The organism is Phormidium yuhuli AB48, from assembly GCF_023983615.1.
GTDB lineage: Bacteria > Cyanobacteriota > Cyanobacteriia > Cyanobacteriales > Geitlerinemataceae > Sodalinema > Sodalinema yuhuli.
Genome location: NZ_CP098611.1, coordinates 960,786 through 975,362, shown reverse-complemented (window position 1 = coordinate 975,362; position 14,577 = coordinate 960,786). Strand labels below are relative to the sequence as shown.

The following is a 14,577-nucleotide window of genomic DNA, read 5'->3' as shown; positions in this document are numbered from 1 at the left end:
ATATCTAGGATGTCCTTACCCTAACCAAGTCCATTCGCCCCTGTCACCCCATTTGGCGAGACTTTACAAAAACTTGTTATTCAACCCCGGTTTTTCGGGGAACTTTAAAGCTAGGATGAAGTCTGCGATGGGCAGTTCCTAATATTAAACGATGAGCCTGGGTCTTTGTAAGGGTTTTGTTACAGTTGCCAGTGACCAGGTTGAGGTGCTGGTTGAGTTTTACACGGGCCTGTTCTCCCAGACTCCCTCTCGGGAGATGGCGGGAACCTATGCTGAGTATGACCTTCCTGGACTGCGACTGGCAATTTTTAAGCCTAGTGCGTCTCATCAAGGGGAATTTTTAGGGTCAGGACGGGAAACGAGGGCTTCTGGGGCAATGAGCCTTTGTTTGCAGGTTGGGGATATTTACGGGGCGATCGCCCACTTAACGGCCATAGGCCATCCCCCACCGGGACCGCTAATCACGGCCTCCCATGGTCGCGAAATCTATGGCTATGATCCCGATGGGAATCGCTTGATTCTCTATCAACGCTCTACTGGCTCAGTTCCTGAAGGCTGAGGAACATGAGTAAGGTGGTTAAGCCTAATAAGGCGGTGGCGCGGGTACGGCCAATGCGGCGATCGCTGCGATGGGGGCGAATCCACTCTCGCACCCAAATGGACATCCCCGCACCAAAGACGTAACTGGCACTGAGAACCACATAGGGCCATCGATCTTGCCACAGCCACAACAGCAACATGACGGTGGCTAAACTCAACATCAATAGTTCTACAAAGCGAGGGGGATTGGCCCGACTCGCAAGGATCAGCGTTGGCCAAAGAACTTCCCGAAGGCGCATAAGAACAATGGGTAGGGGTCGGTATAGCAGTTAGGGAGGTAACTCCCCTTTACATAAGATAGCGGTCAATGCCTTGAGACGACAGGGATTCTCATCAGGCACGGCCAGGCTGAATGTTATCCCAATGCAGCAACACCCAAGCGTTCTCCGGCGAAGACAGGGTAGGATAAAGGGGCAGAATTTCCGGATTCGCCCTCTGTTACTGATGTCTAAACACGAACAACAACTGAGTCTGTTTGGAGACTCCTCCCCCCAACCTCCAGCAGCGGCCAGGGTTGAGCAGATCCCGACGGATGCCTCAGTTCCCATCGCCCCGGGAACCTATGAAACCCTAGACCCGTTGAATGACCATTGCCAGAATTGTCAACGCTGTGGACTGGCTTCGACTCGGACTCAGGCGGTGGTCTCGCGGGGCAATCCTCAGGCCCCGGTGATGATTATTGGTGAAGGACCGGGACAGCAGGAGGATGAACAGGGACTCCCCTTTGTGGGGCGATCGGGGGAGTTATTGGAAAATATTTTAACTTCTGTTAATTTTAATACAGAAAAAGATGTTTATATCTGCAACGTCGTCAAATGCCGTCCTCCCGGTAATCGCAATCCCAATCCTCAAGAAATTGAAGCCTGTAAACCCTATTTGTTGGAACAGATCCGTCTGGTTAATCCGAGGGTGATTCTGATGACAGGGGCTGTAGCGGTGAAAACCCTGTTACAGGAAAAGCGAGGAATTACGAAAATTCGGGGTCAATGGTTTGAATGGGAAAATCGCCTCTGTATGCCGATTTTTCATCCGGCGTACTTGTTACGAAACTCATCTCGGGAAAAAGGAAAGCCTAAATGGTTAACTTGGCAAGATATTCAAGCGGTTCGGGCTAAAGTGGACGAATTGGGGGCGCTCTAATACTTATGGGGTAAGGTTATTTGGGATTAAGTGGGAGGGGCGGTCATCTGACTTAACTTGGACGTCAACTCCCTCACGGACCTCAAACTCAGAAAAGGAATGGGGGTTGGAGGTCGGGATGACCATGGTCAGTATTGAGAGCAGTAAAATTGTCCAAGCTCCGTAGAGAAGAGCCGTTTCACGACCTATTTTTTTAGAGTGGGGAGTCATGGCCGAGGATGATGTACTTAGGGTTGAGTTGGGGCGGTCTTGCAGAGAGAGTTTCATAGGAAGGAAAGTTGTGAGGAACTTAGGTAAAAGCATGTTTGACTTGGTAGCTTAATTATGGCGGATCTTAGGCATCTCGTCTAAGACCTATGTCGCTCTTCTAAGTGATATCCCTTGGCGAACGTTGCGATCTCAGGGCTATTCTACGGTGATCACAGTCACATAAGTGTCACAAGAGACGATCCATGGCTCACGGCATCGGCGATCGAGACCCCTCGGGGACGATCCATGTTATAACAGAAAGCGCGTTTGTTTAGGAAAATTTGCTGTGACCTTTTGGCTAAATCCTGTCACTCATCACCGATTGGGCCGATGGCTCTACCGCACTGGACTGGTGCTGCTGATTTTGCTCGTTGGGATGGGGATGAACGCTCCAAGGGCGATCGCTCAAGATAATACCGTCAACTACACTCTGACGGATTTGCGCTACCGAGATTTTGCAGATGCTAATCTCGAAGGAACGGCTCTGGCGGGGGCCAATATGAAGGGGGCCAACTTTCAATATGCCAATCTGCGAGGAACTATCCTCACCAAAGGGAGTTTTTTTGAAGCGAATCTTGAAGGGGTGGATTTAACCGACTCCTTTGCCGATCGCGTGGTCTTTGATCGGGCCAATCTCCGCAATGCCATTTTTGTGGATGCGATCGCCAGCAGCAGCACCTTCAACGAAGCTGACATTGAGGGGTGCGACTTCTCCGGGACAATTTTAGACCGTTTCCAAGTGGTCAAGCTGTGCGATCGCGCCAAGGGCATCAATCCCATCACTGGGGTCGCCACTCGCTTCAGTCTCGGCTGTCGTTAACCTCAAGCTTAAGGCTACACAGCCCCCAGAATACTGGCTAACAACGCTTTCTGAACATGCATTCGGTTCTCCGCTTGATCCCAAACTCGGGAGTGGGGGCCTTCGATGGCTTCATCGGTAATTTCCTCTCCTCGGTGAGCCGGTAGACAATGGAGGAGAATCACCTCAGAATCAGCATGGGTCATGAGGTCTTCATTGACCTGATAGGGTTGGAACACCGGAATGCGATCGCGGGCTTCTGCCTCCTGGCCCATGCTAGCCCAAACATCAGTATAAATAGCTTGTACCCCCTTAACCGCTGCAACGGGGTCACGGAGAACCTCCACCTGAGCGCGATCGCCGGCCAACTGACGAGCCGTCTCTACCATCTGGCCATGGGGTTCAAACCCGGGCGGTGTAGCAACCCGCACATTCACCCCCAGGAGGGCGCAACAAAGCATTAACGAATGAGCGACATTGTTACCATCCCCCACATAGGTAACCGTAGTCCCTCGAATCTCGCCAAAGCATTCGCGTAGCGTGAGTAAATCTGCCAAGGCTTGACAAGGATGCGCCAAATCGGTCAGGGCATTGAGAACAGGGATATTGGCATAATGGGCAAAGGCCTCCAAATCACTATGCGCAAAGGTGCGAATAGCCACCACATCCAAGTAACGGTCTAACACCCGTGCCGTATCTGCCAAGGGTTCTCCTCGGCCCACCTGAGTCACCTTGGGGTTAAGATCAATCACTTGTCCCCCCAACTGATACATGGCCACGGAAAAACTGACTCGAGTTCGGGTTGAAGCCTTATAAAATAGTAATCCTAAGACCTTCTTACAGTGGGGAGTAATCTCCCCGGACTTTAATGCCTGTGCCAGTTCCAGTAGTCCCTCTACCTCAGCCGCACTCAGGTCTGTTAGACTCAAAAAATCACGTCCGTTCAATCCACTCACAATTGAGTTGGTTGTCATGGATAACACTCCTACAGCACTGCCCGATTCCAGCGTTCATAGACTATACCATACCCCTATAGCCACCTGCCCATTGCCTAGGGCAGCCACCTCGTTTCTGTTCCCTACTCCCTCTTCCCTGTTCCCCCTCCCCCCCATTGCCTATTGCCCATTGCCTCTCGCCTCCCGCCTCTCGCCTTTCTCCTAACTGTCTTGATGCTTTCTCTTCCTGGCTATCACATCATTGAAGCAATTACCCCTGAACCCTCCCAAACTCTGGCGGGTTCCGATAGCAATCGTCATCGACGAACCCGCCCCAAAAACCAAGTGTATCGGGGGGTTCGCCAGAGCGATCGCCAGCCGGTGATTATTAAAACTCCCAGCCGTGAGTCTCCCCAACTGACGGAAATTGCTCGTCTTCGCCACGAATATGATGTCGCTGCCTCTCTGAAGAGTCCCTATTTAATGGCGGCCCTAGATCTGCAACAGAATCCTACGGCCGCCATTTACGAAGATATCGGGGGAACATCTCTCGATATTCTCTTCACCCAAGGCTCGGGTCTGGCTCCAAAAGATTTGTTAAACCCTCCCACCACACTGCTGAACTATTTAGAGATTGCTATCCAACTGGCAAAAGCCTTGCGGGATCTCCATCAAGCCAAAATCGTCCATAAGGACATCAAACCCTCCAACATTGTCCACAATCCCAACACAGGCCAGGTTCAACTGATTGATTTTGGCATCGCCTCTCGTCTATCTCAAGAAACCCATACCACCAGTAATCGTCCGTTTCATAGCCTGGAGGGGACTTTGGCGTACCTGTCTCCGGAACAAACTGGACGCATGAATCGGCGAGTGGACTACAAAAGTGACTTCTATTCCCTTGGCGTCACCCTCTACGAACTCCTCACGGGACGGGTTCCTTTTCTCAGTCATGATGCCCTGGAGCTCGTTCACTGTCATATCGCCAAAGTTCCCACACCACCGCAATTGCTCAATCCTGATATTCCCCTACCCCTGTCAGATGTGGTGATGAAACTGCTCTCGAAAAGTGCCCAAGACCGTTATCAGAGTGCTTTTGGCTTACTCAAGGACTTGGAAATTTGTAAAGCACAGCTTGAACGCCAGCAGACCATTACCACCTTCCCCCTGGCCCAGTTCGATCGCACGACAGAACTTCAAATTCCAGCGAAACTCTATGGACGGGAGACGGATGTAGCTCGCTTGATGCAAGCGGCTGAGCGAGTGATGTCCGGTGGGGGGACGGAACTCCTATTGGTGTCTGGGTATTCCGGGGTCGGTAAATCGGTCTTGGTGCAAGAGATTCACCGTCCTGTGGCTCAATATCGCGGCTATTTTGCCAGTGGTAAGTTTGAACAGTTGAAACGGAATTTGCCCTATTTTGGCTTTCGTCAGGCCGTTCTGGATAGTTTGGAACAGCTTTTGGCAGAAAATAAACAGCGACTCAAAGCGGTTAAGCAATCGTTAAAAAAGGCATTAGACACCCCGTCGAGTCCCCCCTCAGGTTTTCATGGGTCTTTACAGACGCCAGTCCCGGGCGGTTCTGGGGTCGGCCGACCGCGAGGTCTCCTGGATGCTTGGCAAAGCCATGGAACTATCTCTCCCCTGATGGGATCGGTGAACTATCGAAGCATTGCGTTACATCTGATTCCTGAACTTGAAGCCCTGTTAGACAGACCCAATTCGCTCTCCTCAGAAGACTTACCCGGGCGGGGAGAGGTCCCGGCCCGCATTCAACATGAGGTGTTCTGTCGTCTGTTTGAGGCGATCGCCCAACCGGACCATCCCTTAGTGCTTTTTCTCGATGATTTGCAATGGGCGGATACGGCCTCGATTAAACTGTTGGCTGATTTGGTGCTGCGCTGCGGTCATGAACGGGGAAAACCGCTGTTGTTGGTGGGAGCCTATCGGGAAAATGAAGTTACGGCGAATCATCCTTTGCTGTTAACCCTAGAGGAATTGCAACGGGAGGGGATTCGTCCAGAACACTTGAAGCTCAAAGGGCTTGATTTTGACTCAGTTAAAGGTCTGATTGCTGATAGTTTGGCCTTGCCCGAGTCGGAGGTGGGACCGTTGGCGGATTTAATGGTCCGTAAGACCCATGGCAATCCCTTTTTCCTGACTCAGTTGTTGCTGTCATTGGCTCGGGATGAGTTGCTGTATTTTGATGGCTCTCAGGGACGCTGGTGTTGGGATGATGACCGTCTAAGGTCAGTGGAGATTTGTGAGAATGTCGTTGATTTGACGGTACGCAAGCTACAAACCTTGCCCCAAGAGACTCAGAATTTATTGATGTTGGCCGCCTGTATTGGCAATCGCTTTGATTTAACGGTGTTGTCAGTGGTGAACGAGCGATCGCCCCGTCGCACGGCGGCAGATTTATGGGAGGCGATCGCCCAAGGGATGATTCTGCCCCTGAATGAGTCCTATAAAATTCCCTTGACGTTGGATGCTTCGGAGGGGAATGAGGCGGAGAATGCGGAAATTGCCAAGTTGCCGATTACCTATCAGTTTCTCCACGATCGCGTGCAACAAGCGGCCCTAGCCCTGATTAGTCCAGAAATTCGCCAGGATGTGCGAGTACAAATTGGCCGTTTGTTATTAGCCAGTACCCCGCCGGACGCCTTGGAAGAGCATATTTTTGAGATTGTCAATCAGTTTAATGCTGGGGCAGCGTTGATGGTTCATCCTCAGGAACGCCAGCAGTTAGCACAGTTGAATTTGATGGCAGCTCGTAAGGCAAAGGCGGCCTCGGCTTGGGAGACGGCGGGGGATTATCTGGATGTGGGACGGATTGCTTTGGGGGATGAAGGCTGGGACCAAAACTATGAGCTAACTGTGGCGGTGTATTTGGAAGCCTTAGAGGTGGAGGTGGCGTTAGTACACCTCAGTCAACAGGCGCTGGAGTATCTACCTTGTTATCGCAGTGAGGTGTTGTTGGCGACGGTGTTACGAGAGGCTCACCAGGACTGGGAAAGAGCATTGGCCTATTTCCAACAAGTACGCTTCTATGGCCTGCTGCAACAGGAAGATCGGGCTCGGTTGATGGCAGAACAAGGGCTAGGGGTTCTAGGGCTTGAATTGGCAGCGGCTCCGACTGAGGAGTCAACCCAAGGGTCTCGGCTTTTAGACAGACGGCTCTCGCCAACGGTGGCTCAGGAAGCTCCCTCTCGCCAACAGGAGTTAGGGGTACAGATCCTCAATACGTTGGTGGAGGTGGCGGCGTTAAGGGATGTCTCCCTATTGCAACGGGCGATCGCCACTCAGGTGAGCCTCCTAGACCCCTTCCCTCGGTCGGCTCAATGGGCTGTAACTTGTGCTTGGTCAGCGAGTTTGGCGGCGGCGCAGGGCCAGTGGCAGGAGGCGCAAGAGATGGCGGAGTGGGCGCTACAATGTCTAGACGAATCGGCTTTGATGGCTGAGTCGGAGCGGGTGACGATGGTGCAGATTCTTTTGGCAGCACGAGTTCAGCCTTGGTTTTACCCCCTCGCTGAAACCTTACCCAGGTTGCGGGAGGGGCTCGTTATGGCTCGGGAACAGGGCTGGGTCTCGGCGCTGACTCAGGGGGCGTTATCCTATTGCAGTCAGTTGTTTTGGGGAGAACCGACTCTGGCGGCGATACGACAGGGACAGGAGATGGCGATCGCCAGTTTACAGGGAACTTATCCACGTTTGGGGTTGGCCATAGCCGAAATTTGGCAGCCATTTGTGGAACGGTTAATGGCAGATGGGGATGAGTCGGTTGGGGAAAACCCAAGTCGGGGGGAAACATCGGTTGTTCCCATGTCGGATGAGCCATCCCTGATTCGATATTGGCACACTCTTGTGACGCTACTATCAGAACTGCTGTTTGGGGAGTGGGATGAACCGGTAGCAACGGCGCGGCTCCTCCAGCGTCAGTCATCGATGAGTTTAGGGCTAGTGGATGGAGGCTATCAGTTGGCCTATCAATTGTTGGCTCGTCTGCGGGTTCCTTTGTCGCCTCGGGAGTTGCAAGAGGCTCAGGTGCAGCGCGATCGCCTGGCAGCTTTGGCCCAACGGGTTCCGCGCCTTTTCAAAGCCTTGTTTCTGCTGGTTGAGGCGGAGTTCTGCCAACAGCGGGGTGAGGTTTTGTTGGCGATGGAACAGTATGATGGGGCGATCGCAACGGCGAAGGAGTACGGCCGCTGGTTTGATGCGGCGTTGGCCCATGAACAGGCGGCGATGTTCTATCGTCTGGCAGGACGGGGGACTATTGCTCATGTCTATCTGCAAGGAGCGGAACGTCAGTATCAAATTTGGGGGGCGTTGGCCAAGGTGCGTCGCTTCCCAAGTCCACAACCCCTAACGCCCTCCTTAGAACAAACCTGGAGTGATCCCCTCAAGGCGACTCTAGCAGAACCCCCCCTAGAAACGATGTTGGAAACGTCGGTGCAGTTGTCCACGGGGGATATGTTAGATCGGGTGACGGCGATTAAGGCAACTCATGCGCTTTCGAGTGAGATTGTCTTGGAGTCGTTGCTGAGAAAATTGATTGAGATTGTTCTAGAGAATGCGGGGGCGCAAACGGGTTTTCTAATTTTGGCGGGGCCGCAAGAGGTGGAGATAGCTCCTGCTGATGTGCCGCCGTTGTTTGTGGAGGCGGTGGGAACGGTGACAACGGAACAGATTACGGTTCGCCAGGGTCTGCCCTTGGAACAGTGTCAGCACTTGCCCCATTCCTTGGTTTATTATGTGGCTCGGCGACGGGAGGCGGTGGCGTTGGATGATGCGGCCAGGCAGTTGATGGGCCATCTAGGACCTCCTGAACGTTTCGCGAATGACCCCTACATTCAACAGTATCGCCCGCGATCGCTCCTCTGTGCCCCGATTGAACGGCAAGGTAAGTTGGTGGGGGTGCTGTATTTGGAGAATAATCTGACCGTGGGGGCGTTTACCCGGGAACGGCTAGATTTGCTGCGCTTACTCTGCTCTCAGGCCGCTATTTCGATTGAGAATGCTGCCCTCTATGAGAGTTTACAGGCGTCGGAACGGCGGGAACGGGAACGAGCGCAAGAGTTGGAACGCTCTCTGGCTGAGTTGGATCTGGCAAATCATCAGTTGATTCAAAGTGAGAAGATGTCGGCGTTGGGCCAGTTAGTGGCGGGGATTGCTCATGAGATTAATAATCCGGTGGGCTTTATTGCAGGGAATTTGACTCTGGCAGATAATTACATTCGGGATTTGATTGAGCATTTACAGCGTTATCGCGATCGCCTGCCTGAGCCGGATCAGGAGATTTTGGATCATGCTGAAGAGGTGGATTTGGAGTATCTGTTAGAGGATGCTCCGAAGTTGATGTCCTCGATGCAGGTGGGGGTCAATCGGATTCGTGAGATTAGTAAGGCGTTACGAACCTCCTCTCGCAGCGATCGCGATCGACCGGTTCGCTATGATCTCCATGATGGTCTCGAAAGTACTCTCTTGATTCTCAAGCATCGCCTTAAGGCGAATGCACAACGCCCGGCGATTGAGGTGGTGCGCCGCTATGGATCTTTACCGGAGGTACAGGCGTTTGCTGGACAGTTAAATCAGGTGTTTACGAATTTGATTGCTAATGCGATTGATGCTCTGGAGGAAACGAGCCAGGGGATGAGTTATCAGATGTTACAGGAACAGCCCAATCGGATTACGCTCACCACGAGGTTATCGGAGGATGAAACCTCAGCGGTGGTGTCGGTGGCGGATAATGGTCGGGGGATGTCTGAGGCGGTGCGATCGCGCGTTTTTGAACGCAGTTTTACAACGAAACAGGTGGGCCAAGGGACGGGCCTAGGATTGTCAATTTGTCGTCAGATTGTGGTGGATAAGCATGGAGGCTCGATTGAGTGTCAGTCCACGTTGGGGCAAGGAACTGAGTTTATTCTCAAGATTCCGGTACATCGTTAGGATTTCAGGGTTAGGATTTCAGGGCTTGGGTGAGGATGCCATGGCGAGGACTGAATAGGAGGCTGAGGCTAAATAGGCCGGTGGCAACGAGGACGATGGCGGGACCGGAGGGGAGGTTATAGTAATAACTCAGATACATGCCACTAATGCTGGAGAGAATGCTCAGTAGGGACCCGAGAAGCATCACTTGGTGCAGTCGGGGAACGAGAAGATAGGCGGTGGCCCCGGGGGTGATGAGTAGGGAAATTACCAGGATGACGCCCACGGCTTTGAGACTGGCGACGACAGTTAGGGCGATGAGAATCATTAAGCCGAAGTTGAGGGCGTTGGTGGGTAAGCCGGCGGCTTGGGCTCCCTGGGGGTCAAAGCTATAAAAGAGCAGTTCTTTGTAGAGGGCGAGGATAGTGAAACCAATGATAATTGTAATGACAAAGGTTTCTCGGACATCTTGGTGACTAACGCCTAAGATATTGCCGAATAAAAAGTGCATTAAATCGACTTTTGTGTCTTTTTGAATGATGGTAATTAAGGTGATGCCGAGGGCGAAGAAACTAGAGAGGACAATCCCCATGGCGGCATCTTCTTTGATGGGCGATCGCGTATGAATCCAGGCAATTAAAACGGTGCTGAGGACTCCGGCAATGAAGGCCCCGATGAGGATGTTAATGCCCAAGAGAAAGGCGATGGCCACTCCGGGGAGGACGGCATGGCTGATGGCATCTCCGAGAAGGGCGAGACGCTGTACGATCAGGTAGCTGCCAACCAGGGCGCAGACGAGACCGACACAAATGGCAATCATGAGCGATCGCTGCATGAATCCATATTGTAAGGGGTCGAGGAGAATCTGGAGGGTCATGGGGGGGAGAGGCAAGAGGCAAGAGGCAAGAGGCAAGAGGCAAGAGCGGTAGGATGTGTTCCGGCATCGGTTCACTGTGGCCTAGGCCAATCAATTCAAAACTGCCGGAACGCATCGCTGCGGTAGGGGGAGGGAAGAATGGGGAATGGGATGGTTTGGGGGGAATTTCTTGGGGCCTTTATTGGCTGAGAAATTGGACGGTTCCTCCGTAGGCGCGATACATATTGTCTTGGGTGAGAACTTGGTGGCGATCGCCGGTGGCGATGAGTTCGCGGTTGAGGAGAATCAGTTGGTCAAAGTTGCGGATGCTGTCTCCTAAGTCGTGGTTGACGACGAGGACGATTTTTCCCGAGTCGGCCAGTTCTCGGAAGATTTGAAAGAGAATGGTCTCGGTTTTGCCATCGACGCCGGTGAAGGGTTCGTCAAAACAGAAGATTTCTGCTTCTTGGGAGAGGGAACGGGCGAGAAAGACTCGTTGTTGTTGTCCTCCTGATAGTTCGCCGATGGGGCGATCGCTAAATTCGGTCATTTTAACTCGCTCTAGGGCGGCGGCAGCGATGCGGCGACTGCTGGGGGAGTAGCGATGTAACCAGCCGGTTTTGCGGATGCGGCCCATCATGACCACGTCGGAGACTGTGGCGGGAAAGGTCCAGTCGATTTGCGATCGCTGGGGAACATAGGCGACTCGTTCGAGTTGCTGGGTGAGAGGCTTCCCGAGAGTGGTGATGGTTCCCTTGGCTTGGGGAATCAGACCTAACATTCCTTTGATTAGGGTGCTTTTTCCGGCTCCGTTGGGACCAATGATGGCGGTGAGTTGTCCGGGTTGAAGGTCTAGGTTGATGTTCCGCAGGGCCTCACAGTCTCGATAGCGAATGGTTAGGTTGCGGATGGCGATCGCCTCGGAATGACTAGGGGCGATGTCGTTGAGGCGATGGGAAATACGAGATTGGCTGAGTCGCCAAGGCTGGAGTGAGGTGATGGAGACGGGCAACTTCTCAAAAGAGTTTTTAGATTTCAGTCGTCTTATTTGAAATGAGTAAAACATGATAAATTGTCGATTCGGGTTGGGCGCTTTCCTCTAGCATACCTCAATAATGAGACAAATATGATAAGTTTATGAGACAAATATGAATGAGATGTTTCAAAAATGATGATGAGATTGAAAGGGGCTGTCTCAGCGGTGTTGGGAATTGTCGTCTTGGGAGTGGTAGGCTGCGGCCCGACGGTTCCGACGGGGGAGGAGGATCGGCTGAGGGTGGTCTCAACCAGTACGATTATTGCCGATTGGGTGGAGCGTGTCGGTGGGGAGGCGATTGCCCATGAGGGACTCTTAGAGCCGGGAGTCGATCCTCACATCTATGAGCCGGTTCCTCAAGATAGTGTGGCTTTGGAGAATGCGGAGGTGATTTTCTATAACGGCTATGATTTGGAACCCGGAGTGATTCGCTTGATAGATTCCGTGGGCGAGTCGGCGGTGCGTGTGGCGTTGGGGGAAATTATCCCCGCTTTAGATTTTGAGGAGGATGGGGAGATTGAACCGGACCCTCATGTCTGGGGCGATGTCCGTCATGCGATTACCATGACCCATCATATTCGCGATGTCTTGAGTGAGGAGTCGCCGGCTCATGAGTCCATTTTTCGGCAAAATGCAGCTATGTTCACCGCTGAACTCGAAAAACTCGATGAGTGGGTTCGGGAGCAAATTGCCACGATTCCTGAGGAGAATCGCCTCTTGGTGACGACTCATGATGCCTTTCAGTATTTTGCGAATGCCTATGGCTTAGAGGTTTTGGGCACTTTGATTGGCATTAGTACCGAAGAACAACCGAGCGCCCAAACTCTACGTCAGTTGGTAGATGAAGTCCGTGAGAGTGGGGTTCCGGTGATTTTTGCGGAAACGACGATTAATCCGCAATTGATTAATACTGTGGCTGAGGAAGCGGGGGTGGAGTTAGCTGAGAGGGAGCTGTTTTCCGACTCCATTGGGGCGCCGGGAAGCGATGGAGACTCCTATATTCGGGCGATCGCCAGCAACACCTGTACCATCACTGATGGACTTGGAGGACGCTGTACGCCTTTCGAGTCGGGCCGTTAGGGGCATTTGGGGGCGAGCAGTGGCTGTCATTACTCGCTAGAATAAGGGCGATCCATGGATCGTCCTTCCGTACGTTTACGGCAGTGGTTGGCCGAACCCACCCATCCAAACCGCTGAGCCTCAGGGACGCTCTGATGACCCTATTGCAACCCAAGGAGCCGACCCACGATGACCGACCGCGATCAGTTTATTTTTCCTCGCAATCGCTATTATGGTGATTTTAAGCCTGAAAATGTGGTGTTTAACGCCAATTTACAGGAATTTGCCCAGCGGGTAAATTATATTTGTAATCTGGAGACCAGTGGCAAGCTGCCCCCGGATGAGGCCTATGAAGCCATTAAAGACCTTTGGAAGCAGCTCAAAGCCTCTAAAAAAGAGTTAAACATTGGAGATACCCCATCCTAATCAGTCCGATGATTCATGGCTCGGCCTGACCCTCCAGGGTTGGGCCGTTCGCCGTTTCTGGCCCCCTGACCCAGTCAAGTTCGTTAGAATGGTGGGATATGCCTCACACCAATTGTCAGCACTAATGTTTATCAATGCCAGCCATTTGTTGCAGAGGAATCCCCGGCTGAACTATCAGGGTATCACGATTACCGATGTCGACAGAGATGGTTGTTTCGAGATCCTGGTGGCTGGCTGGGGACATCCGAATCGGGTGTTGAAATGGGATGGAGAGCAACTTGTAGACCTCGACTGTGAGGCGATCGCCGACCCCGTTGGGCAAACGCTGGGGATGATTGCGGGGGATGTCAATGGCGATGGTTGGGAGGAACTCTATTGTCTCAATCGCGATCGCCATGCGGACCGTCTGTTGAGTTGGGATGGACAGCATTGGCGGAATCTGTTTGATCGGACAACGGTGCGGGCCATGGGGGGCCGTTCGGCGGTCTGTGTGGATCGGCGGGGGGAGGGCTATTATGGCTTTTTTACAGCAAACTCCACTGGCTCAATCCATTTTTATGAGTTACGGGGCGATCGCTTAGAGGATGTCGCGGCGGAGATTGGCTTAACTCGGGTGGCGGGGATTCGGGGGATGGTGGCCCTTCCTCTGGTGAGTCAGGGGATGGATATTTTTGCGGTCAATGAAAATGGGGCCAATTGTCTATTTCGCCATTCTCCCGATGGAACCTATGAGGAGATTGCAGTGGAGGCTGGCTTACAAGATGTCCACGAACAGAGTCGTGGGGTGGCGGTTCTGGATGCGGATGGGGATGGTCAGTTCGATATTGTCTATGGCAATTGGGAGGGGAGTCATCGCCTGTTTTTGCAAGGGACTCGAGGCCATTTTCGTAATGTTGCCCCTCGGGAAATGGCTCGGCCCGCGCGGGTGCGGACAGTGATTGCCGCAGACTTTGATAATGATGGCATTGAGGAGATTTTTTTTAATAGCCTCGGTGAACCGAATCGCCTGTTTGGCTTGCGGGATGGGGCCTGGCGACAGTTGGATATTGGGGAGGCTTGGGAGCCGGATGGTTTGGGAACTGGAGCAGCGGTGGGGGATTTTGATGGGGATGGCCAGTTGGAGTTACTGCTGTCCCATGGGGAGTCTGCGGGCCAGCGGTTGAGTTTATATCGCCCTCAAACGAGCGATCGCGCTTGGTTACGAGTGGCTCCCCTCACGCGCTATGGGGCCCCGGCCCGAGGCTCTATCTGCCGCCTGACGGTGGCGGGACAGCATCAAGTCCGGGCCATTGATGCGGGAAGTGGTTATCTCTGTCAAATGGAACCGGTGGCGCATTTTGGTTTAGGACATCATCGCCATATTGATCGCCTTCAGGTGTTTTGGCCCGATGGCGCGACGGTCACTCTCATCTCTCCTACTATCAATCAACTGGTGCGGGTTCCCTATCCTGGCTCGAATAAGCCTCCGGCTGGATTTCCTTAGGCCCTAAGAATGGGCGAGGAATCCGCTATGCTTAGGGTGGGACGACGGCTCTAGGACATACCTAACCCC

Annotated in this window: 11 protein-coding genes; 7 read left to right on the top strand and 4 right to left on the bottom strand. The window is 52.9% G+C overall.

Annotated elements, in window-relative coordinates; translation table 11 throughout:
- Positions 1-151: 151 nt before the first annotated feature.
- Entirely contained in the window at positions 152-559 is a 408-nt protein-coding gene (locus NEA10_RS04175) for a VOC family protein (RefSeq protein WP_252663967.1), read from the top strand.
- Here the strand turns inward: NEA10_RS04175 and NEA10_RS04170 are convergent.
- Positions 534-839: a hypothetical protein gene (locus NEA10_RS04170; RefSeq protein ID WP_252663965.1), complete on the bottom strand. Its 306-nt coding sequence runs from the start codon at positions 837-839 to the stop codon at positions 534-536. The genes NEA10_RS04175 and NEA10_RS04170 overlap by 26 nt on opposite strands.
- 205 nt (positions 840-1,044) lie before the next feature.
- On the opposite strand from NEA10_RS04170, the gene NEA10_RS04165 reads away from it, so the two are divergent.
- Together NEA10_RS04165 and NEA10_RS04160 are read left to right on the top strand one after the other, a co-directional pair.
- Complete coding sequence (locus tag NEA10_RS04165) at positions 1,045-1,740, top strand: uracil-DNA glycosylase (protein WP_252663963.1); 696 nt, start codon at positions 1,045-1,047, stop codon at positions 1,738-1,740.
- Between the two features lie 535 nt (positions 1,741-2,275).
- Positions 2,276-2,809: a pentapeptide repeat-containing protein gene (locus NEA10_RS04160; protein ID WP_252663961.1), complete on the top strand. Its 534-nt coding sequence runs from the start codon at positions 2,276-2,278 to the stop codon at positions 2,807-2,809.
- Between the two features lie 14 nt (positions 2,810-2,823).
- Here NEA10_RS04160 and argF read toward each other — a convergent pair whose 3' ends face one another.
- Entirely contained in the window at positions 2,824-3,744 is a 921-nt protein-coding gene (gene argF, locus NEA10_RS04155; protein WP_252665289.1) for an ornithine carbamoyltransferase, read from the bottom strand.
- Between the two features lie 213 nt (positions 3,745-3,957).
- Between argF and NEA10_RS04150 the strand changes: the two genes are divergently transcribed.
- Positions 3,958-9,669 (top strand): trifunctional serine/threonine-protein kinase/ATP-binding protein/sensor histidine kinase, encoded by a 5,712-nt coding sequence (locus NEA10_RS04150; protein WP_252663959.1) that lies wholly within the window; start codon positions 3,958-3,960, stop codon positions 9,667-9,669.
- 10 nt (positions 9,670-9,679) lie between these two features.
- Here NEA10_RS04150 and NEA10_RS04145 read toward each other — a convergent pair whose 3' ends face one another.
- Both NEA10_RS04145 and NEA10_RS04140 read right to left on the bottom strand, forming a co-directional pair.
- Entirely contained in the window at positions 9,680-10,525 is an 846-nt protein-coding gene (locus NEA10_RS04145) for a metal ABC transporter permease (RefSeq protein ID WP_252663958.1), read from the bottom strand.
- 178 nt (positions 10,526-10,703) lie between these two features.
- Entirely contained in the window at positions 10,704-11,570 is an 867-nt protein-coding gene (locus NEA10_RS04140) for a metal ABC transporter ATP-binding protein (RefSeq protein WP_252663956.1), read from the bottom strand.
- A gap of 102 nt (positions 11,571-11,672) precedes the next feature.
- Here NEA10_RS04140 and NEA10_RS04135 point away from each other — a divergent pair, with 102 nt between their 5' ends.
- The 3 genes from NEA10_RS04135 to NEA10_RS04125 all read left to right on the top strand — a co-directional run bounded on the left by NEA10_RS04135 (position 11,673) and on the right by NEA10_RS04125 (position 14,508).
- A complete protein-coding gene (locus tag NEA10_RS04135) occupies positions 11,673-12,620 on the top strand; it encodes a metal ABC transporter solute-binding protein, Zn/Mn family (RefSeq protein ID WP_374111844.1) in 948 nt (315 codons plus the stop codon).
- Between the two features lie 168 nt (positions 12,621-12,788).
- Positions 12,789-13,025 carry a DUF7219 family protein gene (locus tag NEA10_RS04130; protein ID WP_252663954.1) on the top strand — a complete coding sequence of 79 codons (237 nt, stop codon included), beginning with the start codon at positions 12,789-12,791 and terminating at the stop codon, positions 13,023-13,025.
- Between the two features lie 124 nt (positions 13,026-13,149).
- Positions 13,150-14,508 (top strand): CRTAC1 family protein, encoded by a 1,359-nt coding sequence (locus tag NEA10_RS04125; RefSeq protein WP_252663952.1) that lies wholly within the window; start codon positions 13,150-13,152, stop codon positions 14,506-14,508.
- Positions 14,509-14,577: the final 69 nt, after the last annotated feature.

Bases quoted from the DNA above. Each gene is read 5' to 3' on its own strand.
- NEA10_RS04125 (WP_252663952.1), top strand. From the start codon at position 13,150: ATGTTTATCAATGCCAGCCATTTGTTGCAGAGGAATCCCCGGCTGAAC.
- NEA10_RS04175 (WP_252663967.1), top strand. From the start codon at position 152: ATGAGCCTGGGTCTTTGTAAGGGTTTTGTTACAGTTGCCAGTGACCAG.
- NEA10_RS04170 (WP_252663965.1), bottom strand. From the start codon at position 839: ATGCGCCTTCGGGAAGTTCTTTGGCCAACGCTGATCCTTGCGAGTCGG.
- NEA10_RS04140 (WP_252663956.1), bottom strand. From the start codon at position 11,570: ATGTTTTACTCATTTCAAATAAGACGACTGAAATCTAAAAACTCTTTT.
- NEA10_RS04165 (WP_252663963.1), top strand. From the start codon at position 1,045: ATGTCTAAACACGAACAACAACTGAGTCTGTTTGGAGACTCCTCCCCC.
- NEA10_RS04145 (WP_252663958.1), bottom strand. From the start codon at position 10,525: ATGACCCTCCAGATTCTCCTCGACCCCTTACAATATGGATTCATGCAG.
- NEA10_RS04130 (WP_252663954.1), top strand. From the start codon at position 12,789: ATGACCGACCGCGATCAGTTTATTTTTCCTCGCAATCGCTATTATGGT.
- NEA10_RS04135 (WP_374111844.1), top strand. From the start codon at position 11,673: ATGATGATGAGATTGAAAGGGGCTGTCTCAGCGGTGTTGGGAATTGTC.
- NEA10_RS04150 (WP_252663959.1), top strand. From the start codon at position 3,958: ATGCTTTCTCTTCCTGGCTATCACATCATTGAAGCAATTACCCCTGAA.